The 24,924-nt window shown below is 74.2% G+C and carries 22 protein-coding genes and 1 riboswitch; of the genes, 9 read left to right on the forward strand and 13 right to left on the reverse strand.

Annotated elements, in window-relative coordinates; all coding sequences use genetic code 11:
- Positions 1-3: 3 nt before the first annotated feature.
- From ACI2LW_RS26815 to ACI2LW_RS26825, 3 genes are all read right to left on the reverse strand, one after another.
- The gene (locus tag ACI2LW_RS26815) at positions 4-954 is read right to left on the reverse strand and encodes a cobalamin biosynthesis protein (protein ID WP_404733779.1); all 951 of its coding nucleotides are present in this window, start codon (positions 952-954) and stop codon (positions 4-6) included.
- 106 nt (positions 955-1,060) lie between these two features.
- Positions 1,061-1,203: riboswitch (cobalamin riboswitch) on the reverse strand.
- A 266-nt stretch (positions 1,204-1,469) separates the two neighbouring features.
- Positions 1,470-1,697, reverse strand: coding sequence for a hypothetical protein (locus tag ACI2LW_RS26820; protein WP_404733780.1), 228 nt, complete (start codon positions 1,695-1,697; stop codon positions 1,470-1,472).
- A gap of 34 nt (positions 1,698-1,731) precedes the next feature.
- On the reverse strand, positions 1,732-3,120 hold the full coding sequence (locus ACI2LW_RS26825) for an inorganic phosphate transporter (protein ID WP_404733781.1): 1,389 nt from the start codon (positions 3,118-3,120) through the stop codon (positions 1,732-1,734).
- 257 nt (positions 3,121-3,377) lie between these two features.
- On the opposite strand from ACI2LW_RS26825, the gene ACI2LW_RS26830 reads away from it, so the two are divergent.
- The 3 genes from ACI2LW_RS26830 (at position 3,378) to ACI2LW_RS26840 (ending at position 7,596) form a co-directional block, all read left to right on the forward strand.
- Positions 3,378-4,073, forward strand: coding sequence for a class II aldolase/adducin family protein (locus ACI2LW_RS26830; RefSeq protein WP_404733782.1), 696 nt, complete (start codon positions 3,378-3,380; stop codon positions 4,071-4,073).
- Positions 4,074-4,342: 269 nt separating this feature from the next.
- The gene (locus tag ACI2LW_RS26835) at positions 4,343-5,470 is read left to right on the forward strand and encodes an alpha/beta hydrolase (RefSeq protein ID WP_404733783.1); all 1,128 of its coding nucleotides are present in this window, start codon (positions 4,343-4,345) and stop codon (positions 5,468-5,470) included.
- Between the two features lie 848 nt (positions 5,471-6,318).
- Complete coding sequence (locus ACI2LW_RS26840) at positions 6,319-7,596, forward strand: hypothetical protein (RefSeq protein WP_404733784.1); 1,278 nt, start codon at positions 6,319-6,321, stop codon at positions 7,594-7,596.
- 167 nt (positions 7,597-7,763) lie between these two features.
- On the opposite strand, the gene ACI2LW_RS26845 is transcribed toward ACI2LW_RS26840, so the two are convergent.
- On the reverse strand, positions 7,764-8,174 hold the full coding sequence (locus tag ACI2LW_RS26845; protein ID WP_404733785.1) for a VOC family protein: 411 nt from the start codon (positions 8,172-8,174) through the stop codon (positions 7,764-7,766).
- Between the two features lie 281 nt (positions 8,175-8,455).
- Between ACI2LW_RS26845 and ACI2LW_RS26850 the strand changes: the two genes are divergently transcribed.
- Positions 8,456-10,054 carry an ABC-F family ATP-binding cassette domain-containing protein gene (locus ACI2LW_RS26850; RefSeq protein WP_404733786.1) on the forward strand — a complete coding sequence of 533 codons (1,599 nt, stop codon included), beginning with the start codon at positions 8,456-8,458 and terminating at the stop codon, positions 10,052-10,054.
- A 323-nt stretch (positions 10,055-10,377) separates the two neighbouring features.
- A complete protein-coding gene (locus ACI2LW_RS26855) occupies positions 10,378-10,599 on the forward strand; it encodes a helix-turn-helix domain-containing protein (protein ID WP_018567695.1) in 222 nt (73 codons plus the stop codon).
- A gap of 73 nt (positions 10,600-10,672) precedes the next feature.
- Here ACI2LW_RS26855 and ACI2LW_RS26860 read toward each other — a convergent pair whose 3' ends face one another.
- The gene (locus ACI2LW_RS26860; protein WP_404733787.1) at positions 10,673-10,762 is read right to left on the reverse strand and encodes a CGNR zinc finger domain-containing protein; all 90 of its coding nucleotides are present in this window, start codon (positions 10,760-10,762) and stop codon (positions 10,673-10,675) included.
- Between ACI2LW_RS26860 and ACI2LW_RS26865 the strand changes: the two genes are divergently transcribed.
- The gene (locus tag ACI2LW_RS26865) at positions 10,729-11,544 is read left to right on the forward strand and encodes an enoyl-CoA hydratase/isomerase family protein (RefSeq protein WP_404733788.1); all 816 of its coding nucleotides are present in this window, start codon (positions 10,729-10,731) and stop codon (positions 11,542-11,544) included. The genes ACI2LW_RS26860 and ACI2LW_RS26865 overlap by 34 nt on opposite strands.
- Before the next feature lie 123 nt (positions 11,545-11,667).
- On the opposite strand, the gene ACI2LW_RS26870 is transcribed toward ACI2LW_RS26865, so the two are convergent.
- The 5 genes from ACI2LW_RS26870 to ACI2LW_RS26890 all read right to left on the reverse strand — a co-directional run bounded on the left by ACI2LW_RS26870 (position 11,668) and on the right by ACI2LW_RS26890 (position 16,571).
- A complete protein-coding gene (locus ACI2LW_RS26870) occupies positions 11,668-12,423 on the reverse strand; it encodes an SDR family oxidoreductase (RefSeq protein WP_404733789.1) in 756 nt (251 codons plus the stop codon).
- A gap of 5 nt (positions 12,424-12,428) precedes the next feature.
- A complete protein-coding gene (locus tag ACI2LW_RS26875; RefSeq protein WP_404733805.1) occupies positions 12,429-14,216 on the reverse strand; it encodes a glycoside hydrolase family 15 protein in 1,788 nt (595 codons plus the stop codon).
- Between the two features lie 153 nt (positions 14,217-14,369).
- The gene (locus ACI2LW_RS26880) at positions 14,370-15,200 is read right to left on the reverse strand and encodes an SURF1 family protein (RefSeq protein ID WP_404733790.1); all 831 of its coding nucleotides are present in this window, start codon (positions 15,198-15,200) and stop codon (positions 14,370-14,372) included.
- Positions 15,201-15,272: 72 nt separating this feature from the next.
- Positions 15,273-15,506: a hypothetical protein gene (locus ACI2LW_RS26885; RefSeq protein ID WP_189708537.1), complete on the reverse strand. Its 234-nt coding sequence runs from the start codon at positions 15,504-15,506 to the stop codon at positions 15,273-15,275.
- A 78-nt stretch (positions 15,507-15,584) separates the two neighbouring features.
- Positions 15,585-16,571 (reverse strand): DEDDh family exonuclease, encoded by a 987-nt coding sequence (locus tag ACI2LW_RS26890; protein WP_404733791.1) that lies wholly within the window; start codon positions 16,569-16,571, stop codon positions 15,585-15,587.
- Between the two features lie 218 nt (positions 16,572-16,789).
- Between ACI2LW_RS26890 and ACI2LW_RS26895 the strand changes: the two genes are divergently transcribed.
- Positions 16,790-17,500 carry a VIT family protein gene (locus ACI2LW_RS26895; protein ID WP_404733792.1) on the forward strand — a complete coding sequence of 237 codons (711 nt, stop codon included), beginning with the start codon at positions 16,790-16,792 and terminating at the stop codon, positions 17,498-17,500.
- A gap of 443 nt (positions 17,501-17,943) precedes the next feature.
- Here ACI2LW_RS26895 and ACI2LW_RS26900 read toward each other — a convergent pair whose 3' ends face one another.
- From ACI2LW_RS26900 to ACI2LW_RS26910, 3 genes are read right to left on the reverse strand one after another with little or no spacing between them, the layout of a single operon-like run.
- Positions 17,944-19,398 (reverse strand): CoA transferase, encoded by a 1,455-nt coding sequence (locus ACI2LW_RS26900; RefSeq protein WP_404733793.1) that lies wholly within the window; start codon positions 19,396-19,398, stop codon positions 17,944-17,946.
- A 57-nt stretch (positions 19,399-19,455) separates the two neighbouring features.
- Positions 19,456-20,991, reverse strand: coding sequence for a S8 family peptidase (locus ACI2LW_RS26905; protein ID WP_404733794.1), 1,536 nt, complete (start codon positions 20,989-20,991; stop codon positions 19,456-19,458).
- Between the two features lie 19 nt (positions 20,992-21,010).
- Complete coding sequence (locus ACI2LW_RS26910) at positions 21,011-22,537, reverse strand: S8 family peptidase (protein WP_404733795.1); 1,527 nt, start codon at positions 22,535-22,537, stop codon at positions 21,011-21,013.
- A gap of 257 nt (positions 22,538-22,794) precedes the next feature.
- Here ACI2LW_RS26910 and ACI2LW_RS26915 point away from each other — a divergent pair, with 257 nt between their 5' ends.
- Positions 22,795-23,151, forward strand: coding sequence for a DUF485 domain-containing protein (locus tag ACI2LW_RS26915; protein ID WP_404733796.1), 357 nt, complete (start codon positions 22,795-22,797; stop codon positions 23,149-23,151).
- A complete protein-coding gene (locus ACI2LW_RS26920) occupies positions 23,148-24,767 on the forward strand; it encodes a cation acetate symporter (protein WP_404733797.1) in 1,620 nt (539 codons plus the stop codon). Before ACI2LW_RS26915 ends, ACI2LW_RS26920 begins: the two co-directional genes overlap by 4 nt.
- Positions 24,768-24,924: the final 157 nt, after the last annotated feature.

Consider the following 24,924-nt stretch of genomic DNA (forward strand, 5'->3'; position numbering starts at 1 on the left):
CGCTCATGACGTACGCCCCCTCGTCGCCGTCCACAGCATCCGTGCGCCCGCGCACACCCCGAGCGCGATCCAGCCCACGCGCCGGGACAGGCGTACGGCCCGCTCGATGTCTCCCACCCGGACGGCGCGTCCGGCCCGGTTCAGGACCGGCCGGTGCTCCACACGCCCCCCGTACGAGAGCGTGCCGCCCAGCCGCACCCCGAGCGCCCCCGCGAAGGCGGCCTCGACCGGGCCGGCGTTGGGGCTGGGGTGCCGCCGGGCGTCGGCGCGCCAGGCGCGCAGGGCGCCGCGCGGGTCGTCTCCCGCCGCGGCCGCCGCGACGGCGGTGAGCCGCGCTCCAGGCCAGCCGGCGAGGTCGTCGAGCCGGGCCGAGGCCCAGCCGTAGCGGCGGTACCGGGGCGACTTGTGCCCGACCATGGCGTCGAGGGTGTTGACGGCGCGGAACCCGAGCAGTCCGGGCACGCCCGCGAGGGCGCCCCACACCAGCGCGCCCACCACCGCGTCCGAGGTGTTCTCGGCGACCGACTCCACCACCGCCCGGGCGATCCCGTCGGCGTCCAGCGCCTGCGGGTCGCGTCCGCACAGGTGCGGCAGCCGGGCCCGCGCGGCCTCGACGTCCCCCGCCTGAAGCGCCCGCCCGACGGTGCGGGCCTCGCGGGCGAGCGAGGTGCCCCCGACCACGGCCCAGGTGGCGACGGCGGTCAGGACGGCGGACGCGGTGCGCGAGCGGCGCACGGCGGACGCGGCGAGCGCCGCGCCGGAGACCACGCCCCCGGCGCACACCGCGGTGTGCAGCACGCCCCGGCCGCGGTGGTCCCGCCACAGCACACGTTCCACGGCGCCGGCGGCCCGCCCGAACACGGCGACGGGATGCCCCCGGCGGGGATCGCCGAGGAGCAGGTCACCGAGGAGGCCGGCGGCGGCGCCGTACGCGAAGACGCGATCGGCACCCATGGGGGTCAGCCGATGCCGACGCCGGGAGTGGTCAGTACGTCGCTGGTGAACCTAGGTCGGCAGCCGCGCATGGCGATGTGTCCTCACTCAGGGTGTCCACGCCCTGGTTCGACGAGACCGGCGGTGAGAGTTCCTGGCTCCCGGGGACTCCTACCCCGGTGACAGTGGCGGGACCGCGCCGGAATCTCACCGGCTTCCTCTCCTGCCGCCGCTAATGGCTCCGGCAGTCCACCATGCCCCGTGAACGGCCGTCAACCTGCCCTTGACCTGCGGGGCGTCACTGAGATGAGGCCCACACCGGCGGTGTGAGAAGCCCGCCCTGCCCGGGACCGCCTGGAAGGGCGGGCCCGGGCAGGGCGGGCGGTGAGGCGCCAAGGGGCGCGGGAGACCCGGCCGTTGCCCGGCGCGCGGTGCCGGGGACTGCTATGGCGGGGTGCGGGGGACCGCCCGGGGTGCCGTGCCGTCCCCGGCCCCGTTCGGCGCGGGGACGGCACGCGACCCGGGCTGAGGGGGTGTCAGCCCTTCGCCATGATGAGGTGGATGCCGTAGGCGACCGCGGCGGCGCACGCGGCGAAGCAGACGTACGCGCCGGTGAGCGCGAGGGCTCCGCCGCCCCCCTGGGCGGCGGCCCGCTCCCGCCGGGAGAGGCCGGCGATGCCGAGGGTGAACAGGGCCACGAGGCCCACGGTGACGCCGAGGCTGACGCCGAACACGGAGCCGAGGGCTGCCCAGTCGATCTTCATGTCGGAACTCTTTCTGCTGACCGGGTGCCCGGGTTCAGACGGCGGCGGCCGGCGGGGCCGCCTGGGCGGTCTTGGGTGCCGGGTCGGTGGCGGGGGCCACGGTGGCCTGGAGGGGGATCGCGACCGACAGGTCGGGCAGGTCCTCGGCCGCGGACACCGCGTGGACCTCGGCCGCGGGCACGGCCCGGACCTCGCCCGCGGGCACCGTGTGGACCTCGGCCGGCCCGGCCGCCGGGGTTCCGGTCGCCGGGGTTCCGGCGGGCGTGGCCGCCGGGGGCGGGGTGACGGCCGCGATGGCCTGGGTGACCACGCCGGCGGGCTCGCCGGTCTCGTTGACGTTGGTGTGGTCGACGACGTCGCGGCGGGAGATCCGGTAGATCGCGGCGCTGGAGGCCACCAGGAACAGGGCCACCAGCGCGGTGCCCCAGTCGCCGAGGCCGGTGACCAGCTCGGCGCCGGCGGCCACCAGCGCTGCGGCGGGAAGGGTGAGCACCCAGGCCACGGCCATGCGGGTCGCGGTGGACCAGCGCACGACGCCGCCCGTGCGGCCCAGGCCCGCGCCCATCACCGAGCCGGAGACGACGTGCGTGGTGGACAGCGAGAAGCCGAGGTGGGAGGAGGCCAGGATGGCGGTGGCCGCGCTGGTCTGGGCGGCGAAACCCTGCTGCGGCTGGAGGTCGGTCAGGCCCTTGCCCATGGTGCGGATGATGCGCCAGCCGCCGATGTACGTGCCGAGCGCGATGGCCAGGCCGGCGGAGAGGATGACCCAGGTGGGAGGGTTGGAGCCGGGGGCCAGGGCGCCGCCGGCGACCAGGGCGAGGGTGATGACGCCCATCGTCTTCTGCGCGTCGTTGGTGCCGTGGGCCAGCGAGACCAGACCCGCGGAGGCGATCTGGCCCACGCGGTGGCCCTTCTCGGCCGCCTTGCCGTCCGTCCGGGCCCCGATCGTGTACGACAGCCGGGTGGCGACCAGCGCCGCGACTCCGGCGACGACCGGAGCGGCGACGGCGGGCAGCAGCACCTTGGTGACGAGCACGCCGCCGTGGACCGCGCCGAAGCCGGCGGAGGCGATCGCCGCGCCGACCAGACCGCCCATCAGGGCGTGCGAGGAGCTGGACGGCAGCCCGACCAGCCAGGTCAGCAGGTTCCAGAGGATCGCGCCGACCAGGGCGGCGAAGATGACCTCGGGACGGATGCCGGTCTCGTCGACGAGACCCTTGGAGATCGTGTTGGCGACCTCCACCGAGAGGAAGGCGCCCACCAGGTTGAGCGCGGCGGACATGGCCACCGCGACCTTGGGCTTGAGCGCGCCGGTCGAGATGGTCGTGGCCATCGCGTTGGCGGTGTCGTGGAAACCGTTCGTGAAATCGAACGCAAGTGCGGTTATCACCACAATCGCGAGGATCAGCGAGAAGCTTTCCATTTACCCAGGCAATCGTTCGAGGTCATTGGCTGCTCGAACGTACGTAACCCGGGTGAACGGAAGATGAACTGGGACGGTCTTCGGGGTGTTTGTTGAAACCGGACGCAGGCCGTCACCGGACCGGTGGCGCGACGGGCTCTCGGACCCCGGTGGCGCCCGGTTCCGCGGACCCGGTGGCGTCCGGGTTCACGGACCCGGTGGCGTCCGGGTTCACGGACCCGGACCCGTGGGCGCCCCGCCCTGGCAGGATCACCTCCATGGCGCAGACGAGGTGTGACGAAGCAGACGTACGGGACCCCGGCGAGGAGGAGCTCCGCGCCTGGCGCGAGCTCGTCGCGACGGCCCGCCGCACGGTGGCCGACGGTCTGGTCGTGGGCACCTCCGGCAATGTCTCGGCACGGGTGGGGGAGACCGTGCTGGTCACACCGTCCGGCGTGCCGTACGACCGGCTCACGCCCGACGACGTCACGGGCGTCGGCCTCGACGGGCGGCAGGTGCTCGGCACCCTCGTCCCGACCAGCGAACTGCCCCTGCACCTCGCCGTGTACCGCACCACCGACGCACGCGCCGTCGTCCACACCCACGCCGTGCACGCCACTGCCGTCTCCACGCTGGTGCCGGAGCTGCCGCTCATCCACTACATGGCCGCCGCGCTCGGCGGCCCCGTGCGGGTCGCCCCGTACGCCACCTACGGCACCGAGGAGCTGGCGCGCAACATGCTGCGCGCCCTGGCCGGCCGCTCGGGCTGCCTCCTGCAGAACCACGGCACCGTCACCTACGGCGCCACCCTGGACCAGGCCTACGACCGCACCGCCCAGCTGGAGTGGATGTGCCGGCTGTGGCTGACGGCCTCCTCCGTGCCCGGCCTCTCGCCGGCCCTGCTGACGCCCCAGCAGCTCGCCCGGGCCGAGGAACGGCTGCGGGGGTACGGGCAGCGGGACCGGCAGCCCTGACGGAAGCGGTGCCGCGTGTCCCGTGTCCCGGGCCCGGCGCCTTGGTGCGCGACGGGAACGACACGCACGGCGACCCGCGTGGGTGGGAACCGCACGCGCGTGGGCGGGAGCAGGACCCGCGTGGGTGGGAACAGGACCCGCAGGGGCGAGAAGAGGACTGCGGGCGCGGTGAAGGCGTGAAGACCGCTCTCCCTGGAACTCTCAGGAACATGTCACCCCGACCCTTCCTCCCACTGGCCGGTGTCCCGGGGCGCCACGACACTGGTCCCGTGCGCACAGTCAGAGCGACGGCCGCGGCCGTCACCGCCGCCCTGGCCGCCGGCGCGGCGAGTGTCGCCGTGGGCCGGCTGGCCAGCGACGCGGCGCTCAAGGCCGTCCCGGGCCGGCCCCTGCCCACCGAGCCCCGGCTCACCGTGCACGGCACGGCGGCGGGGCACATCGTGCTCACCCGCGACCTCGCCTCCCTGCGCCCCGGCACCTACGGCCTGGCCGGCAACGGCTCCCACGCGGTCGTCGGACCCGTTCTGCCGACCGCCCCGCACCGGCCCGACACCGTCGTACGGCGGCTGGAGCGCGTCACCCACGGCGCCCTCGCCCCGGGCGACAAGGTCTGGCTCACCCCGAACGTGCACGTCGGCAACCCCGGCTCGGCCCTCGGACTGGAGCACGCCGACGTCGACGTGCCGGGCGAACTCGGCGCGCTGCCCGCCTGGTTCGTGCCCGGCGTCCGCGAGACCTGGGTCATCACCGTGCACGGCCTGGGCACCACCCGGGAACTGCCCATGAACGTCATGGGGTTCCTCAACCGCAGGCACTTCCCGGTGCTCGACCTCGCCTACCGCGGCGACCTGGGCGCCCCCCGCCCCCCGGACGGCCTCAACCACCTCGGCCAGACCGAGTGGCGCGACCTCGACGCGGCCATCCGCTACGCGGTGCGCTACGGCGCCGAACGGGTGGTGCTGCACGGCTGGTCCACCGGGGCCACCATGGCGCTGCGCGCCGCGCTGCACTCGGGCATGCGCGAGCGCATCTCGGGCCTGGTCCTCGACTCCCCGGTGCTCGACTGGGAGGCGACGCTGCGCGCCCTGGCCAGGGCACGCCACACCCCGGACGCCCTGCTGCCGCTCGCGGTGCGCGCCGCCCAGGGGCGCACGGGCCTGTACGGCGACCGGCTGGCCGAGACGGCCGACCCCTCCCGGCTCACCGTGCCCACGCTGATCTTCCACGGCCCCGACGACGAGGTGGCCCCCTGGCGGCTGTCCCGCCTGCTCGCCGAGCGCCGCCCCAACCTGGTCGCCCTGCACACGGTGGCGAACGCCTCCCACGGCGCCATGTGGAACGCCGACCCGGAGGCCTACGAGGAGGCCCTGCGCCGCTTCCTCACCCCCCTGATGTGACCCCGCCCGGCGAGAAAGCCCCACTGCCCCCGCCGGCCGGCCTCCACAAGCCCCGGCCCGCGGGCCGCCCCGCGCCGGTCCGTCCGGCCGCCCCGTAGGCCACTGCACCGGCGACCCCATGGGTCGGTCGGCCCCTCCCCGCCTGGCCGACTCCACCGACCCATGGGCCCACCGCTCGCACGGGTCGCACCGGTTGCGCATGCCTCCTCAGCCCCACCTCGCCGGCCCCACCGGTCCCGTCGGCCCCCCCACCGGGGGCCGGCTCCAGCGACCCAGCGGCCCCAAAGGTCGCGGGGCACCGGTGGCCGGCCCGTGCGTCCGGGCTGCCCGCCCGCACTGCCTCCGTGCCCGTCTCTGCGCCCGCGTTGTTTCCGCGCCCTGACGCCCGCCCGCACTGCCTCCGTGCCCACGCCGCCTCCGTTCCCGTCTCTGCGCCCGCGTTGTTTCCGCGCCCTGACGCCTCCACGCCCGCGCCGCGCCTCCTGGGCGGAGGCGGCGCGGGTGGCGGGTAGTGCGTGGGGCGCCGGGCGCGGGCCCCGGGCCCGGCGCCGCGGTCGCGGCGGGCTTCCGTTCCGGGGCCCGGCTGTGGCCTGTTCATGCCGTGCCGTCCTCCCTCCGCACCCCTGCGTTGGCCATCCCCGTCGCCCGCGGTGACATTCCGTTTGGGTTTTCGGACCGTCAACCGGAAGACTGCACCCGTGACGTCCCGTATCCCGCGCGACTCAAGGCTTCGACTCGTCCGCCCGCGACCCCTGACCGCCGCCCCCCGAGCCGTGAACCAACGGCGCTCGCGCCGCCCCGCACCACGCCCCCCGCAGGGCACCCCGGCCCCCGCGGAGCTGGCCGGAATGGCACGCTCCGGCCTGGCCGGCGCGGTCCGCGTCGCCCGCTGGGCCGACGCCGCGCTGGGCCCCGGCCGTGCCGGGGCGACGGCGGACGGCAAGGCCACGCTCTCCGACGCCACCGCGGAGCGGGCCGCCGCCGAGCTGGGCCTGACCCCCGCTCAGGTCCGCGCCGACTGGGACACGGCCCGTCTGGCCGGCCTCGTCGAGGTGCACGGCGACAACGCCCGGCCCGGCTGGCGGCTGCGCGCCTGGGACCGGGACGACAGCGCCGTCCTGCGCGGCTGGGTCGCCCTCTTCGACGCCTGGTCGCTCGCCTGCCCGGAGCCGGACGGCCACGAGGCCGCCGCGGTGGCCGAGGTCGTCTCCGCGATGCCGCAGGTGCTCTCCTTCCTCCAGCTGTCCGCCGGCCCCGTCCCCGTGGACCAGCTCCTCGACCTCCTCCAGCAACGCGTCACGGAACTGCGCACGGAACGCTGCGAGATCCCCTACGGCCCGGACCGCGAGCCGGACCCGGCCCCCGGCCCCGAGTCCGCGCCCGCCGCCGGTCCCGGCGCCACCGCCTCACTGGCCCCGCTGCTCGACTGGGCGCTGGGCGCCCTGGCCGCCGTCGGCGCCCTCACCTACGGCGACGGGCAGGTCACCCTCACCCCGCTCGGCAGCTGGGCGGTGTGGGTCAAGCTGGAGCAGATCTGCGTCGCCGCGCAGAGCCCCGCCGGGAACATCGAGCAGTCGGCCGAGGACATGCTCCGCGGCTGCGCCCAGCTGCGCCCCAACGCCGCCCGCGCCGAGTACCGCGCCTGGCTCGCCGCCCGCCCCGTGGGCAGCGCGGTCACCGAACTGCTCGCCGCCGCCCGCGGCGAGGACGCCCTGCTGCGCGGCCTGGCCTTCGAGGCGCTGCGGGTGGTGGGCGCCCCCGCCGAGCCCGATGTGCGCTCGGTGCTCGAGGAGCCCGCGCTGCGGCCGTACGCCCTGCTGTGGCTCGCGGAGCACGACGGCATCGACCCCGAGGACGCCCACGAGGTCCTCACCCGGGACGAGGCGACCTGGCTGTGGGTGGACACCGCCGCCGCCGTCGCCGACCACGGCGAGGCCCCGATGCTCGTCCGCCACCTGGAGGCCGCGGTGCAGCCCACGGTCCCGGCCCTGCTCGACGAGGTGCGCGCCGTGGGCCACCCGCGCACCGTGCAGGTGCTGGTCGCGCTGGCCGCCGCGCACCCCGACCCGGCCCTGGCCAAGGCCGTCCGCCGCGCCGCCTTCCAGGTGCACACCGGCGGCAGCTGAGCCGGCGCGCACCCGCGTCGGCTGAAGCGGTACGCAGGGAGGCCGCCGCGAGGCGGCGCACCGCGCGACGCCGGGACGTGCCCACCGGAGGCGGGGACCCGCGCGAGCCGGCCGGGCTCAGCCTCCGCGGCGGCTGCCCGGCTCGGCCTCCGCGGCGGCTGCCCGGCTCAGCCCTCCACGCGAGGCGCGTATGTGCCGAAGCTCCACACGTTGCCCTCGACGTCCCGGGCCATGTAGTCCCGTGAGCCGTAGTCCTGGTCGGTCGGGGGCATCAGGATCTCCACGCCGTGGTCCACCGCCCGCTGGTAGTGGCCGTCCACGTCGTCCACGACGACGTACACCCCCGCCGGGCCGGCGCCGCGCATCGCCTCGTCGAAACGGCCCCCGCGGCCCTTCGAGCCGAGCATCACCGCGCCGTTGCCCTGCACCAGCTCGGCGTGCTGGACGAGGCCGTCCTCACCCTCGTACACCGACAGCTCGGTGAACCCGAGCGCCTCCGTGAGCTGCTTGAGGGCCGCCCTGGCGTCCGCGTACAGCAGTGTCGGGTAGACGCTGGGGCGTCCCGTGGTGCCTGCCATGCCGATCACTCCCTTGTGAGTCGGTGATCACCGAAATATCCGGTTCGCCGCTCAGTCTGGCACCCACCACTGACAACGCCCCGGCGACGGCACTCCCCGCCGCCGGGGAGGAGACGAACCGAACACCCGTGGGCGGGAAAAGGGCTTGCGCACCTTCGTTAGACTGGCCCGCATGGCCATTCTCCTCGCGCATTAGACGGCGGGAACGTCCGCAGCCGCCCATCCCGCCACTCTCCCCCCAGCTCACTGAGCAGGGAGCACCTCAGCCCTGGAGTCTGTCCGTGATCTCCGCCTCCGGCATCGAGCTGCGCGCCGGTGCCCGCATCCTCATCGAGAACGCCACCTTCCGCGTCGCCAAGGGCGACCGGATCGGCCTGGTCGGCCGCAACGGCGCCGGCAAGACCACCCTCACCAAGTGCCTCGCCGGCCAGGGCATCCCCGCCGCCGGCACCATCACGCGCTCCGGTGAGGTCGGTTACCTGCCGCAGGACCCCCGCACCGGCGACCTCGACGTGCTCGCCCGCGACCGCATCCTGTCCGCGCGCGGCCTGGACGTCCTGATCCGCAAGATGCGCGAGAACGAGCAGCGCATCGCCACCGGCAAGGGCGCCACCCGCGAGAAGGCCCTCAAGCAGTACGAGCGCCAGGAGACGGAGTTCCTCACCAAGGGCGGCTACTCCGCCGAGGCCGAGGCCGCCACCATCGCCGCCGCGCTCAACCTGCCCGACCGGGTGCTCGGCCAGCCGCTGCACACGCTCTCCGGCGGTCAGCGCCGCCGGATCGAGCTCGCCCGGATCCTCTTCTCCGACGCGGACACCCTGCTGCTGGACGAGCCGACCAACCACCTGGACGCGGACTCGATCATCTGGCTGCGCGACTACCTGAAGACCTACCGCGGCGGCTTCATCGTGATCTCCCACGACGTCGACCTGGTCGAGACGGTCGTCAACAAGGTGTTCTACCTGGACGCCAACCGCGCCCAGATCGACGTCTACAACATGGGCTGGAAGCTCTACCAGCAGCAGCGCGAGGCCGACGAGAAGCGGCGCAAGCGGGAGCGGGCCAACGCCGAGAAGAAGGCCGCGGCGCTCAACGCGCAGGCCGACAAGATGCGGGCCAAGGCCACCAAGACGGTCGCCGCGCAGAACATGGCCCGCCGCGCCGAGAAGCTGCTCTCGGGCCTGGAGGAGGTCCGGCAGTCCGACAAGGTGGCCAAGCTGCGCTTCCCCGAGCCGGCGCCCTGCGGCAGGACGCCGCTGATGGCCGAGGGGCTGTCCAAGTCGTACGGCTCGCTGGAGATCTTCACCGACGTCGACCTGGCCGTCGACAAGGGCTCCCGGGTCGTCATCCTCGGTCTCAACGGCGCCGGCAAGACCACGCTGCTGCGGCTCCTCGCGGGCGTGGAGCAGCCGGACACCGGCGCGGTCGTCCCCGGCCACGGCCTCAAGCTCGGCTACTACGCCCAGGAGCACGAGACCCTGGACCCCGACCGCACCGTCCTGGAGAACATGCGCTCGGCCGCCCCGGACCTGGACCTCGTGGAGGTCCGCAAGGTGCTGGGCTCCTTCCTGTTCTCCGGCGACGACGTCGACAAGCCGGCCGGGGTCCTCTCCGGCGGCGAGAAGACCCGGCTGGCGCTCGCCACGCTGGTCGTCTCCTCCGCGAACGTCCTGCTGCTCGACGAGCCCACCAACAACCTCGACCCGGCCAGCCGCGAGGAGATCCTGGGCGCGCTGCGCACCTACAAGGGCGCGGTCGTCCTCGTCACGCACGACGAGGGCGCCGTGGAGGCGCTGCAGCCGGAGCGGATCATCCTGCTGCCCGACGGCGTCGAGGACCTGTGGGGTTCCGACTACGCGGATCTCGTCGCCCTCGCCTGATCAACCCCGTATGGATCATTCGGCCCATCGTTGATCCACCATCTGTGTGAGATCTCCTCGTACCGAGGTGTGTCCTACACCGATTTCGCGGCCGAGCCCTTATGTGCCAAGGGCTCGGCCGTCGCGCGCCTGTGACCAGGAGGTTCGCGGAACAACCCGTTCGGCGGTACGGCCGCGGCGGTACGGAATAGGCAATTCCGCTTGTGGGGACCCCTTCCTGTCGTCACAAGCCTGTCTCACGGACCTTGCCGAATGGGTGGCCATCGCGCCCCGGAGGGGTGATCATGAGGAGACCAGAGCGCACTTCCCATGAGGAGGCACGGGTGGCCGAGACTCTGAAGAAGGGCAGCCGGGTGACCGGCGCCGCGCGCGACAAGCTCGCGGCAGACCTGAAGAAGAAATATGACGCCGGTGCGAGCATCCGGGCGTTGGCCGAGGAAACCGGCCGCTCGTATGGCTTCGTCCACCGGATGCTCAGCGAGTCGGGTGTCACGCTCCGTGGGCGTGGCGGCGCGACGCGGGGAAAGAAGGCCGCTTCGGCCTGACCGCGGGCGGCCCATCGGCTTCGATGGTGGCCACCCGGTCGGTCGACCGGCCGGCCGGGTGGTTACTGTGCAGTCACTTACGATGCCGTCGTACGGCATCACGATGACCGCACCCATCGGAGGCGCACCATGGCTTCGCCCGAGCAGGACCTCGATCCGGCAACCGGTCCCGTACTCGACAAGGACGGCGTACGGCTCACCGTCGACGACGCGGTCGCCACGGTGACGCTGACCAACCCGGCCAAGCGCAACGCGCAGAGCCCCGCTCTGTGGCGGGCGCTCACCGAGGCCGGACGGCTGCTGCCGGGCTCCGTCCGCGTCGTGGTGCTGCGCGGCGAGGGCAAGTCCTTCTCCGCGGGCCTGGACCGGCAGGCGTTCACGCCCGAGGGGTTCGACGGCGAGCCGTCGTTCATCGACCTCGCGCGCGGTGGCGACGCCGAGCTGGACGCGACCATCGCCGAGTACCAGGAGGCGTTCACCTGGTGGCGGCGCAACGACATCGTGTCGATCGCCGCGGTCCAGGGGCACGCCATCGGGGCGGGCTTCCAGCTGGCGCTCGCCTGCGACCTGCGGGTCGTCGCGGACGACGTGCAGTTCGCCATGCGCGAGACCAGCCTGGGGCTGGTGCCCGACCTCACCGGCACGCATCCGCTGGTGGGGCTGGTCGGCTATGCCCGCGCGCTGGAGATCTGCGTGACCGGCCGGTTCGTGACGGCCGGGGAGGCGGTGAGCACCGGGCTCGCCGGCCTGGCCGTGCCCACCGACCAGCTCGACGACGCGGTACGCGACCTGGCCTCGGCGATCCTCGCCGCGCCGCGCGACGCCGTCGTGGAGACCAAGACCCTGCTGCGGGGTGCCCTGGAGCGCACCTACGAGCAGCAGCGCGCCGCCGAACGGCAGGCCCAGGCCCGCCGCCTGCGCGACCTGGCCGGCCTCGGCGACTGACGGCCCGTCCCGGCCCCGCACACCCCGGCGCCGCTCCCCGCCAAGGGGTCAACGGCGCCGGTCGGTGCGTTTCGGGCGGGGCCCGGGGCCCGGGGCGCGGCTCGTGGTGCCCCGGGCCGCCGGTCAGAATCCGTGACGCATGCCGCCGTCCACGGGCAGCATGATGCCCGTGAGGTAGGAGGCCGCCGGGGAGAGCAGGAACGCCGCCGCGCGGCCGAACTCCTCCGGCGTCCCGTACCGCCGCAGCGGGATGCGCGACTCGTTCGCCGCCCGGGTGGCCTCGGGGTCCGCCGACAGACCGTCCAGCTCGCGCACCCGGTCGGTGTCGATGCGGGCCGGCAGCAGCCCCACGACCCGGATGCCGCGCGGGCCCAGCTCGTCGGCGAGGGACTTGGCGAAGCCGGCCAGGCCGGGCCGCAGCGCGTTGGAGATGGTCAGCCCGGGGATCGGCTCGTGCACCGAGCCGGACAGCACGAAGCCGATGACGCCGCCCTCCTCCAGCTCCGCCGCGGCGGCCCGGGCCAGCCGCACCGCACCGAGGAACACCGACTCGAACGAGGACCGCCACTGCTCGTCGGTGTTGTCGGCGACGAAGCCGGGCGGCGGCCCGCCGACGCTGACCAGCACTCCGTGGAAGCCGCCGAAGTTGTCCCGCGCGGCGGCGATCAGCCGGGCCGGCGCCTCGGGGTCCGCGTTGTCCACGGCCACGCCCACGGCGCCGGGTCCCAGCGCGGCCGCCGCGTCGGCGGCCCGCTGCTCGTCCCGCCCGGTGACGACCACCTTCGCGCCGTCGGCGATCAGTTCGCGCGCGGCGGCGTTGCCCAGTCCGCGCGTCGCGCCGGTGACGACGTACACCCGGTCCTTCAGTCCAAGATCCATGGCCCCTATCCTGCCTCCTCGTCCCCGTACAGGGCGAGGGCGGTGTTCACCAGCCCGATGTGGCTGAACGCCTGCGGGAAGTTGCCGAGCTGGCGGCCCGAGGCGGTGTCGTACTCCTCCGCGAGCAGCCCCACGTCGTTGGCGAGCGCCGCCAGGCGTGCGAACAGCTCCCGCGCCTCCTCGGTGCGGCCGGTCATGTGCAGCGCGTCGGCGAGCCAGAACGAGCACGCCAGGAAGGCGCCCTCGCCGCCGGGCAGTCCGTCGACGCTGGCCCGGTCGGTGCTGTAACGGCGCAGCAGACCGTCCTCGCCCAGTTCCGCGCGGACCGCGTCCACGGTGCCGGCCACCCGCGGGTCGTCCGGCGGCAGGAACCCCACCCGCGGGATGAGCAGCAGGGCGGCGTCGAGCTCCCGTGAACCGTAGTACTGCGTGAAGGTGTTGCGGTCGGCGTCGTAGCCCTTCTCGCACACCTCGCGGTGCACCTCCTCGCGCAGCGCCCGCCAGCCCGCCAGGTCCCCCTTCAGCGCCGGGTCGGCCTCCAGCGTGCGTACCGCGCGGTCGGCGGCCACCCACACCATCACCTTGGAGTGCACGAAGTGGCGCCGGCCGCCGCGCACTTCCCACAACCCCTCGTCGGGCTGCCGCCACGCCGTGCGCAGGAAGGCCAGCAGCACGCACTGCATCGACCACACGTGCGGCCTGGCCGACAGTCCCGAGCGGCGCGCCAGCCACAACGAGTCCATCACCTCGCCGTACACGTCGAGCTGGAGCTGGCCGACCGCGTCGTTGCCGATCCGCACCGGCGCCGAGCCGGCGAAGCCCGGCAGCCACGGCAGCTCGTACTCCGGCAGCCGCCGCTCGCCCGCGAGGCCGTACATGATCTGCATGTCCGCCGGGGCGCCCGCGACCGCGCGCAGCAGCCAGTTCCGCCACGCCTCGGCCTCCTCCTGGTAGCCCGCCGCCAGCAGCGTCCCGAGGGTGAGGGTGGAGTCGCGCAGCCAGCAGTAGCGGTAGTCCCAGTTGCGCACGCCGCCGATCTCCTCGGGCAGGGAGGTGGTGGGCGCGGCCACGATGCCGCCGGTGGGGGCGTAGGTGAGGGCCTTGAGGGTGATCAGTGAGCGGACGACCGCGTCCCGGTACGGGCCGTGGTAGCGGCAGCGCGCCGCCCACACCCTCCAGTCGGCGACGCTGTGCTCCAGGGCCTCGAACGGGTCGATGAGCGGGGGCCGGGGGTCGTGCGAGGGGTGCCAGGTGAGCACGAACGCCACCTTCTCGCCCGCGGCGACGGTGAACTCCGCGTGGGTGCCGAAGTCCTCGCCCCAGGTGCGCACCGGGGGTTCGCTGCGCAGCCACGCCGAGTCCGGCCCGGCGACGGCCACCCGGTGCCCGTCGGACCTGCGCATCCAGGGGATGGCCGCGCCGTAGTCGAAGCGCAGCCGCAGGGTGCTGCGCACGGTCACCCGGCCGCTGAGGCCCTCCACGATCCGTACCAGGTCCGGCGCGCGGTCGCGCTGCGGCATCAGGTCGGTGACGCGCACGGAGCCCCCGGGGGTGTCCCACTCGGTGTCCAGGACGAGGGTGTCCGGGCGGTAGGCGCGGCGGGTGCACTCACCCGTCACGCCCTTGGGGGCGATGCGCCAGTGGCCGTTGTCCTCGTCGCCGAGCAGCCGCGCGAAGCAGGCCCCGGAGTCGAAGCGGGGCAGGCACAGCCAGTCCACGGAGCCGTCCCGGCCGACCAGGGCGGCCGTCTGCTCGTCACCGATGAGCGCGTAGTCCTCGATCCGCGAATGCACGGACATCCGGCTTCCCGGCCGGACCGTACGGCAATCACGGTGCCGAGCCGCGCGCCCGGCCCCGCCCCCCGGTCCCGGACCGCCCGTGCGGCTCTCCTCGGCAGACGGCCGGCCGGCTGAGGTGGCACAACGCCGTCGTCGGCGCGCCGGACCTCAGACCGCGGCGGCTTCCGTCGTCTCCCGCGCCGCCTGCTCCGACGCCGCCCGGGCCCGCTCCCGGGCCTCGCGGCGGGCCAGGGCGGCCCAGCCGACGGGCACACCCGCCGCGAACAGCCACCACTGGATGGCGTACGGCAGGTTGATGTCGTCGACGCCGATCCAGCTCGAGTCCTCCTTGGGGGAGGGGATCGGCTCGGGGCTGCCGCCCTTGGGCGCGGGGGAGGTCAGCTCGACGTATCCGCCGAGCACCTCCTTGGCGTAGGGCGCGCCCGCGTCGCCCAGCAGGGCGGCGATCTGGCCGCTGTTGATGAGCAGGACCTGGCGGTCGGGGAGACCCTTGACGTTCTTGATGCCGCTGGCGGCGGTCGTCTGGTCCTGCATCAGCCGGCCGGTGACCGTGATCTCGCCGCCCGCGGGGGCGGGGATGTCGGGGAAGGCCGTCTGCGAGGAGGGTGAGGGGATCCAGCCCCGGTTGACGAGGAGCGCCCGGCCGTCGTCCAGCACGAACGGGGTGAGGACGTGGTAGCCGACCTGGCCGTCCGCGTTCGTGCGGCGGCGCACCACCACCTCGTGCGCCGTGTCGAAGTGCCCCCTGGCCGTCACCCGGCGGTACATGGTGTCGTGCGCGACCGTGCCGCCGACGGACGTCAGCGACTGCGCGGGCACGGGCTCGGCCGCCAGCGAGGCCTCTATCACCTTGTTCAGCGCCTGCCGGTGGTCGTGGCGGTGCAGCTGCCAGAAGCCCAGCCAGATCATCGTGGGGATGAGCAGCAGGGCCACGAGCGTGAGGATCACCCACTGGCGGCTCAACAGGAAGCGGTACACCCCACGACGGTACCTCTCCGGGCGCGGGGTGCTTCCGCCAGGGGTGCCCTCGGCACCGGGCGCCGCGGGCCCTCAGACGCGGTCGACGATCCCTACCCTCCCCTCCGCGCGGGCGCAGTGCGCGCCGCAGTACCAGTGGCCGTCGACGTCCACGCCCTGCCCGATGATCTGGACACGACAGTGCTCGCAGATCGGCGCCATGCGGTGGATCGCGCACGCGAAGCAGTCGAAGACGTGCACCGAGCCCTGGGCGTGCACCTCGAAGGTCATTCCGTAGTCGTTGCCGCAGACTTCACATCTCGCCATGCGCCACAGCGTGTGCCGTGGCCGCCGCGCGGGCGAGCGGGCGGCGGGCGAGTCGTGCGGCAATCACCCGTACGCCCCTCAGGTGCCGTCCGCCGGTTCCACGTCCCCCAGCAGTTGGCCGAACGCCGCCTCGTCCACCACCGGAGTGCCGTACTGCCGGGCCTTGACCGCCTTGGACGTGCCCGAGTCCGGGTCGTTGGTGACGAGCAGGCTGGTCAGCCGGGACAGGCTGGTGGCGACGTGGAGTCCGGCCTCGGTCGCCCGGTCCTCCAGCAGTTCCCGCTCGATCGAGGTGTCACCGGAAAAGGCGACCCGCATGCCCTGTTTGAGACGTTTGCCCTCTTCGTAGCGTCCCGGGTTGGGATAGGGGCAGGCGGGCCTCCTGCGGGAGGGGCGCCAACCGCCGGGCCGGTAGCCGCCGTAGCCGCCCGAGGGCTGCCGGGGCACGGGCCGGTCCGACCACTCGGTCAGCGGACGGCACTCCAGCAGCGGCAGCCGCACCCCGCCCGCCGCGGCGGCCCGCAGGCTGGGCCGGAACGCCTCCGCCAGGACGCGCGCGTCGTCCAGCGCGTGGTGCGCCCGGCGCTGCACGACACCGAAGTGCGCCGCCAGCGACTCCAGCTTGTGGTTGGGCAGGGGCAGTCCGAGCTCCTTGGAGAGCGCGATGGTGCACAGCCGCTGCCGTACCGGCGCCTCGCGCCGGGCGCGGGCGTACTCCCGCGCGATCATCTGCCAGTCGAAGACCGCGTTGTGCGCGACCAGCACCCGCCCCGCCAGCCGGGAGGCGAACTCCTCGGCGATGTCCGCGAACAGCGGCGCGCCCTCCAGCACCTCGCTCGTCAGCCCGTGGATCCACACCGGCCCCGGATCGCGCTCCGGGTTGACCAGCGTGTACCAGTGGTCCTCGACCTCGCCGCGCGCGTCGAGCCGGTAGACCGCCGCGGAGATGATGCGGTCGTCGCGGGCCAGGCCGGTCGTCTCCACGTCAACGACCGCGTATCCCTGGGGATACGCGGCCGGCCACGGCGTGGGGGAGGACCCTGCGAGGGTGCGGTCTTCGAGCATGGTCCATGAGAATACGGGCCGCGACCGACAGCCCCGCGCGCCCTCCCCCGCGGTGCGCGCACGCCCCCGCCGTACAGAAGCCGCCATGCGGAAGAATTCGGGCATTCGCCCTGAGGGAGTGGATGACGGCCCGTCAACCGGGCGCGGAGGGCCGGAGCGCGCGGGTTCCGCGCCGGGTCCCTCCGTCCCCGCGCCGCGGCCGTGCGATCCTCCGTCCTGTGAGCGAACCCACGCATGACGAGGCGCACGGCGGCGCGCTCGGCTCCCGCCTCAACTGGCTGCGCGCCGCCGTCCTCGGCGCGAACGACGGCATCGTGTCCACCGCCGGACTCGTGGTCGGCGTGGCCGGGGCGACCGACTCCCGCTCGGCCCTGCTGACCGCGGGGCTCGCGGGTCTGCTCGCCGGGTCGATGTCGATGGCGGCGGGGGAGTACGTCTCGGTGTCGACCCAGCGCGACTCGGAGATGGCCGCCCTGGCCCTGGAGAAGCGGGAGCTGAGCGAGCAGCCCGAGGCCGAACTGCGCGAGCTGACCGACATGCTGGAGGAGCGCGGCCTGTCGCGCGAGGTGGCCCGTGAGGCCGCCGAACAGCTCACCGCGCGGGACGCCCTCAGGGCGCACGCGCGCGTGGAGCTCGGCATCGACCCCGACGAGCTGACCAACCCCTGGCACGCGGCCTGGGCGAGCTTCCTGGCCTTCACGGTCGGCGCCCTGCTGCCGCTGCTCGCGATCGTGCTGCCGCCGGCGGCCTGGCGCCTGTGGGTCACCGTGCTGTCCGTGCTGGCCGCCCTGGTCCTCACCGGCTGGACCAGCGCCCGGCTGGGAGCGGCCGCCCCCGCCCGCGCGGTGGCGCGCAACGTGAGCGGCGGCGCGCTGGCCATGGCGGTGACCTACGCGGCGGGAGCCCTGCTCGGAGCGGCCGGGGTCTGACCCCGGCCGCTCCCCGGCGGACCGGGCTCCCGCCGGCGGGGAGCGGGCGGCTCGCCCCAGGCCCCTGCTGTCGGCCGCGTTCTCGCGGGTGCGGCTCCCCGGCCGGCGGGGGTGGGGGCCGCTCGCCGCGCGTCCCTTGTTCCGGTGGGCGGGAAGCCGCGTGACCACTCGTCCGGTGGGCGGGTGCGGGTTGCCCGCCTGGTGTCCGGTGTTCGCGGCCGTCGCCGCCGTGGTCTGGTGCCCGGCCGACAAGGGTGAACCGTTCACCCCGCGGTCCCGCGACGACCGGCGGGTGCGGGTGGCTCGCCTCGCGGCCCGCGCTCCCGGCCCCGGGGGCGCGCTTCCGGGCCGGCGGGGCCGCGGGCCGGTCGCCTCGCGGCCCCGCTCGGACGGGAAGGGGGCGGGCCGCTCACCCGCGGCCCGCCGGGCCGCTGTACCGGGTGTCAGGTCCAGCGGGCCGGGTCCGAGCCCCAGGGGGTGGGCGGGTGGGCCCAGTCGCCGGGGCCGCCGTCGAAGGCGACGGGCGGCAGGGCGTACCGCAGGCGCCCCAGGCGGCTGTCCCGCTCACCGAGCCACCGATCGGGCCGCTCATAGGGGCCGGCGGCCTCCCGGCTCGGGCCGGGCTCCCGGCTCGGGCCGGCCCTTCGGCTTGCGCCGTCCTTCCGGCCCGCGCCGGGCTCTGTTACGGCGGGCTCCGTTCGCTCGGCCGCGCTCAGCAGCCACGACGCCGTCCGTGCGAGGGAGAGCCGTACGACGCGGCTGCCGCCCTCGGACGACTGCTCGGTCAGCGCCCGCAGCACCGCCGCCGCGAGCAGGTGGCCGGTGCCGTGGTCCAGCGCCTGGGCGGGCAGCGCGCCCGGCCGCCCGGGCGTGCCCTCGAGCACCGCGATGCCGGTGGCGGCCTGGACGAGACTGTCGAAGCCCCGCCGCCCGCGCCAGGGCCCGGACGTACCCCACGCCGACAACTGCGCCACGACCAGCCCCGGCCGCCGTTCGGTGAGCGCCTCGGGGGAGAGCCCGAACCGGTCCAGTGCGCCGGGCCGGTAGCCGGTCACCACCACGTCCGCCGCGGCGATCAGCTCCTCCAGGGCGGCGCGGCCGGCGGCGAGGTCCAGGGTGGCCGAGCGTTTGCCGAAGCCGGTGTCCGCGTGCTGGTCGGCCAGTTCGGGCAGGTGCGGCGCGTCCAGGCGCAGCACGTCCGCGCCCAGCAGGGCGAGGGTCCGGGTGGCGACCGGGCCGGCGATGACCCGGGTGAGGTCGAGCACCCGCACTCCGGCGGCGGGCAGCAGCGGGGTGTCCCGCAGCCGTGCGAGCACGCGCGGGCCCGCCGTGTCCGGCCGCTCCCGCCCGACCAGCGGCCCGGCGGCCACGGCGGCCCCCTGGGGGTGCGCGGACCACTCGGCGGGGGTGCGCAGTGCGAAGGCGAGGCCGCCGGCCGCGTGCACGGCCTCCTCCACCCCGAGCGCGGACCGCTCGGCCAGGACGGCCCCGACGCGGTCCGGGTCCGCCTGCTCCGGCAGCCCCAGCGCGGCCAGCAGCCGCCGCCGGTGGTGCGGGTAGTTGGCGTGGGTGCGCACCCAGCCGTCGGCGGTGCGCCAGAACCGCGACAGCGGCGCGAAGGAGACGGGCGCCCGCCCGTCGACCAGCAGATGCCGTTCGCTGACGAACGCCGTGGCGACCGCCCCGTCGTCCACGCGCACCGCGGGCGGGCCGGACCGGCCGGCCCGCACCGCCGCGAGTTCGGCGGCGGCCAGCGCACAGGCGCCCACGCACGCGCGTGCCAGTTCCCGTACGGGAAGGCGCGCCGCGAGCGCGCCCTCCCGCTCCACGAGAGCGAGCCGCGACAGGGCGGCGGGATCGCCGCCCAGCGCGGACCATGCGGACTTGATGTCAGTCATGACTGCACTATGCAGTATTGACTGAATCAATATATGGATCAGGCCGGCAGCAGGGGCCTACCTGGTCACCGCGGCCAGGGCGTCCGCTGTCCCCCATCCGTAGAAGCCGTTGCGGTTCTTCGTGCCCTCGCACACCGCGTCGACCTTGCCGTCGCCGTTGATGTCGTAGGGGTCCGTGCACGGCGTGGCCGTCGCCTCCGCGTAGAGCAGCGCCTTGACCAGGGCGGCCGGGGCGTGCGGATGCGTGGACTTGATCAATGCGGCAACACCGGCGACATGCGGGGACGCCATCGACGTGCCCGCCATGTAGCCCCACTTGCCGCCCGGCAGCGGGCCGAGGATCAGGCCGCTGGTCGCCGGGGGCTCCGGCTTCTGGTAGGCCGTCGAGTCGCCGCCGGGCGCGGCGATGTCGATGACCCCCAGGCCGTAGTTGGAGAACGACGACTTGACGCCCTTGGCCCCGGTGGCCGCGACGGTGACCACGCCCGGCAGCTGGGTGGGTATGTCGAAGCACTTGTGCGGGTCGACGACGCGGTCCCCGGGCGTGGAGTCGTTCGGCGAGGACGGGTCGGTGATCGAGTGCGAGGCCAGGTCGTAGTTCTCGTTGCCGGCCGCCGCGACGTTCACCGCGCCCTTGCGCTCCGCGTACTGCGAGGCCCGGGTGACCGCCTCCACCAGCGCCTTCTGGTCCGGGTCGTCGGCGCAGTTGAAGTACCAGGGGTCGGTGTAATAGCTGTTGTTGGTCACGTCGACGCCGTGCTCCGCCGCCCACACGAAGCCGCACACCACGGCCTCGGTGTAGAAGAACCCGTCGGGGTTGCCGACCTTGATGCCGGCCACCTTCACGCCCGGCGCCACGCCCGTGATGCCCACGCCGTTCTTCGCGCCCGCGATCTCGCCGGCCACGTGCGTGCCGTGCGGGCTCTCGGCGGCGCTCGGCCGCCAGGCGCCGTCCGTGGTGTCCGGCTTGCCCGACACGCAGTTGACCGACGCCCCGCGGTCGAAGTTCGGGGCGATGTCCGGGTGGGTGTCGTCCACGCCGGTGTCGATCACGGCGACGGTGACGTCGCGGCTGCCGAGCGTCTTCTCGTGCGCCTTGTCCGCCTTGATGGCCGGCAGGTCCCACTGGAGCGACTCCAGCGGGTCCTGCCCGGCGGCCGCCCGGCCCGTGGCCCGCGCCGCCTGGGCGGCGGTCAGCGGCCGTGGCGTGCCGACGTCGGTGGTCGACTGGGCGGGCAGCGGCGCGGTGCGGGTGGCGCCCGCGGAGTCGACGCCGGGCACCTTGCGCAGGATCCTGGCGAAGTCGGGGTCGGCGGAGTGGACGACGATGACGCCGATCCGGTCGTACGACGTCACGATCGTGCCGCCGGCCCGGGTGATCGCCTGCTTCACACGGGCCTGGACGCCGTGCCCCGGAGGGACGTTGACGACGTAGCTCAGGGATGCCGGGGTGTCCGTGGCGGCCGCGGGGGCGGCGGGGGCGGCGTCCGCCGCCGAGGCGGAGACGTTCGGCAGGAACGCGAGGGCCGTCGCCATGGCCGTCCCCAGCGGGAGGACGAGGGCCCGGCGGTAGCGCGGGTGAGGCGCTGTCATGTGTCCGTGTCTCCTGTCTCTACTTGACCGCGCGCAGCGCGTTGACGATCCCGGACCCGTAGAAGCCGTTGACGCGCTTGCCGCCCACGCAGGTGGCGTCGACGACCCCGTCGCCGTCCCCGTCGTAGGGGCCGGCCGGGCAGCCCGGGTTGTCCGCCTGGGCCTTGAGCAGGGCCTGCAGCTGGGCGGGGGTGGCGTGGCGGTGGGCGGACTTCAGCAGCGCGGCCACCGCGGCGACGTGCGGGGTGGCCATGGAGGTGCCCTGGAGGAAGCCGTACTGGTTGTTCGGCAGGGTGGACAGGATGCGGCCGTTCTTCGACGGCGTGTCGGGGATCTGGTACTTGTCCCCGCCCGGCGCGGCCACGTCGACGACGCCCTGGCCGTAGCTGGAGTAGTAGGACTTGGTGCCGTTGACGCCGACCGCGCTGACCGTCACCACGCCCGGCAGCTGGGTGGGTATGTCGAAGCACTTGTGCGGGTCGACGGTGCGCTCGACGGGGGTCGAGTCGTCGGGGCTGGAGTCGTCGGTGAGGGCGTCGGCGTCCAGGTCGTTGTTGGAGTTGCCGGCCGCGGCGACGCTCAGCGTGCCCTTGCTCCGCGCGTAGAGCTGGGCGCGGTTGACGGCGTCGACGATGGCCCTCTGGTCGGGGTCGTCGAGGCAGTTGTACTGCCACGGGTCCACGTAGTAGCTGTTGTTGGTGATCTCCACGCCGTGGTCCGCGGCGAACACGAAGGCGCAGACGACGCTCTCGGGGTAGAACAGCTGCCCCGCGTCCGGCTGGGCGACCGTGATGCCGGCGACCTTCACGCCGGGCGCGACGCCCGCGACGCCGATCCCGTTGCGGGCCGCGGCGATCTCGCCGGCCACGTGCGTGCCGTGGTAGTGGTCCGCGTCCACCGGACGCCAGGAGCCGTACGTCGTGTCGGCCTTGCCGCTGACGCAGTTGGCGGACTGGCCGGGGGAGAAGTTGGGCGCGATGTCCGGGTGGGTGTCGTCCACGCCGGTGTCGATCACGGCGACCGTGACGTTCCTGCTGCCGGGGTTGACCCCGGCCGCCCGGTCGGCGCCGATCGCGCGCAGGTCCCACTGGTCGGCCTCGAGGGGCTCGGCACCGCCGCCGGCCGCCTTCGCCGCCTTCGCGGCCTCGGCCTTGGACAGGTACTGCACCGCGCCCTCGTCGGTCGTCCCCGACGCGCTCAGCGGCGCGGTGCGGGTGGCGCCGGCCGACTGCACGCCGCGCACCGCTCGCATCCGCCTGCCGAAGTCCGGGTCGGCGGAGTGGGCGACGATGACACCGATCCGGTCGTAGGCCGCCACGATGCTGCCGCCGGCCGCGGTGATCGCCCGCTGCACGGCGCCGATCGTGTGGCGGTCGGTCCTCGTGTTGACGACGTAGGCGAGGGTGGGCGCGTCGGCCGTCGTCGCCGTGGTGCCCGAGGCGGGTGCCGCCGAGGCCGCCGACGGAAGGAAGCCGAGCGAGGCGGTGAGCGACAGCACGACCGGCACGGCGAGGGCCAGCCGGCGTCTGGAACGCAGATGAGCCATGGGGTCTCCACATCATCCGGGTACAGAACCGCCCGAGCCGAGGTACAGCCCGGGCAGGTACATGACGGGTGGTGCAGGGTGAAGCTATCTCCCGCCTCGGCCGCTCAGCAATGAGTAGGCAATGACTCGCCCAGGTCACTCGCGAAAGAAGCCGGCGCACTTGAACCGGCCCCGGGGCCGCGCCGTGGACCTTGTGCAGGAGCCCGGGCCGTACCGGGCCCCGGCCGCAACCGCATCCGCAACGCGAGGAGACTGACGTGGCAACCGAGACACCGCCACCCTCGAAGACGCAGGTCCCCCTCCCCTCCTCCGAGGAGTTCACCGCGGTGCAGGAGAGTGCGGAGTTCGGCGAACTGCGCCGCTCCTACCGCTCCTTCGCCTTCCCGCTGACCATCGCCTTCGCCGCCTGGTACCTGCTGTACGTCCTGCTGTCCAACTACGCGGGCGGCTTCATGGGCACCAAGCTCTTCGGCAACGTCAACGTCGCCCTCGTCCTGGGCCTGGCCCAGTTCCTCACCACGTTCCTCATCGCCTGGTGGTACGCGCGGCACGCCGCCGCGAAGCTCGACCCCAAGGCGGAAGCCATCAAGTCCCGTATGGAGGGCGGCGCATGAGCCCCGCGATCACCCTGGCCGCCGGCGAGGCGAGCCAGCACCGGCCGCTGATCATCACCCTGTTCGCGGTGTTCGTCGCCGCCACCCTCGTCATCACCGTCTGGGCCGGCCGCCAGACCAAGGACGCCGCCGACTTCTACGCCGGCGGGCGGCAGTTCACCGGCTTCCAGAACGGACTGGCCGTCTCCGGCGACTACATGTCCGCCGCGTCCTTCCTCGGCATCGCGGGCGCCATCGCCCTCTTCGGCTACGACGGCTTCCTGTACTCCATCGGCTTCCTCGTCGCCTGGCTGGTCGCCCTCCTCCTGGTCGCCGAGCCGCTGCGCAACTCCGGCCGCTACACCATGGGCGACGTCCTGGCGTACCGCATGCGCCAGCGGCCCGTCCGCACCGCCGCCGGCACCTCGACGATCGTCGTGTCGATCTTCTACCTGCTGGCCCAGATGGCCGGCGCCGGCGTTCTGGTCTCCCTGCTGCTCGGCATCACCAGCGACGGCGGCAAGATCGGCATCGTCGCGCTGGTCGGCGTACTGATGATCGTCTACGTCACCATCGGCGGCATGAAGGGCACCACCTGGGTGCAGATGGTCAAGGCGGTCCTGCTCATCGCGGGCGCGATCCTGCTGACCTTCCTGGTGCTGCTGAAGTTCCACTTCAACCTCTCCGACCTGCTCGGCCGGGCCGCCGACAACAGCGGCAAGGGGGCGGCCTTCCTCGAGCCCGGCCTGAAGTACGGCGCGTCGGGCACCACCAAGCTCGACTTCATCTCGCTCGGCATCGCCCTGGTCCTCGGCACCGCGGGCCTGCCGCACATCCTGATCCGCTTCTACACCGTCCCCACCGCCAAGGCCGCCCGTAAGTCGGTGATCTGGGCCATCGGTCTGATCGGCGCCTTCTACCTGATGACCCTCGCCCTCGGCTTCGGCGCCGCCGCGCTGATCAAGCCGGACGAGATCATCGCCTCCAACAAGGCCGGCAACACCGCGGCGCCGCTGCTCGCCCTGCACCTGGGCGGCGTCGACTCCAGCTGGGGCGCCATCCTGCTGGCCAGCATCTCCGCGGTCGCCTTCGCCACCATCCTCGCGGTGGTCGCGGGCCTGACCCTGGCCTCCTCGTCGTCCTTCGCCCACGACATCTACGCCAACGTCATCAAGAAGGGCACCGCCACCGAGAAGCAGGAGGTGAACGCGGCCCGCTGGGCCACCGTCGGCATCGGCGCGGTCTCCATCGTCCTCGGCGCCCTGGCCCGCGACCTGAACGTGGCCGGCCTGGTGGCCCTCGCCTTCGCGGTCGCCGCCTCCGCCAACCTGCCGACCATCCTCTACAGCCTGTTCTGGAAGCGGTTCACCACCTCCGGCGCCCTGTGGTCGATCTACGGCGGCCTGGTCACCGCGGTCGGCCTGGTGCTGTTCTCGCCGGTGGTCTCCGGCAAGCCGACCTCGATGTTCCCGGACGTCGACTTCCACTGGTTCCCCCTGGAGAACCCGGGCATCATCTCCATCCCGGTCGGCTTCCTGCTCGGCGTCGTGGGCACCCTGCTGTCGAAGGAGACCCCCGACCCCGCCAAGTACGCGGAGCTGGAGGTCCGCTCCCTGACGGGGACGGGCGCGCACTGACGGCGCCGGGCCGGACCCGGCCCGATCCATCACGGCCGCGGCGCCCGGGCCCCCCCGGCCCCGGGGGGCCCCCCGGGCCCTCTTCCCGCACCCGGCCGCGGGGCGTGTGGGGGGCCCCGCCGAGGGGGGCGACACAGCCCACCAAGAACAACCCCCC

It is taken from the genome of Streptomyces sp. NPDC004065, assembly GCF_044903565.1.
Classification (GTDB): Bacteria; Actinomycetota; Actinomycetes; order Streptomycetales; family Streptomycetaceae; genus Streptomyces.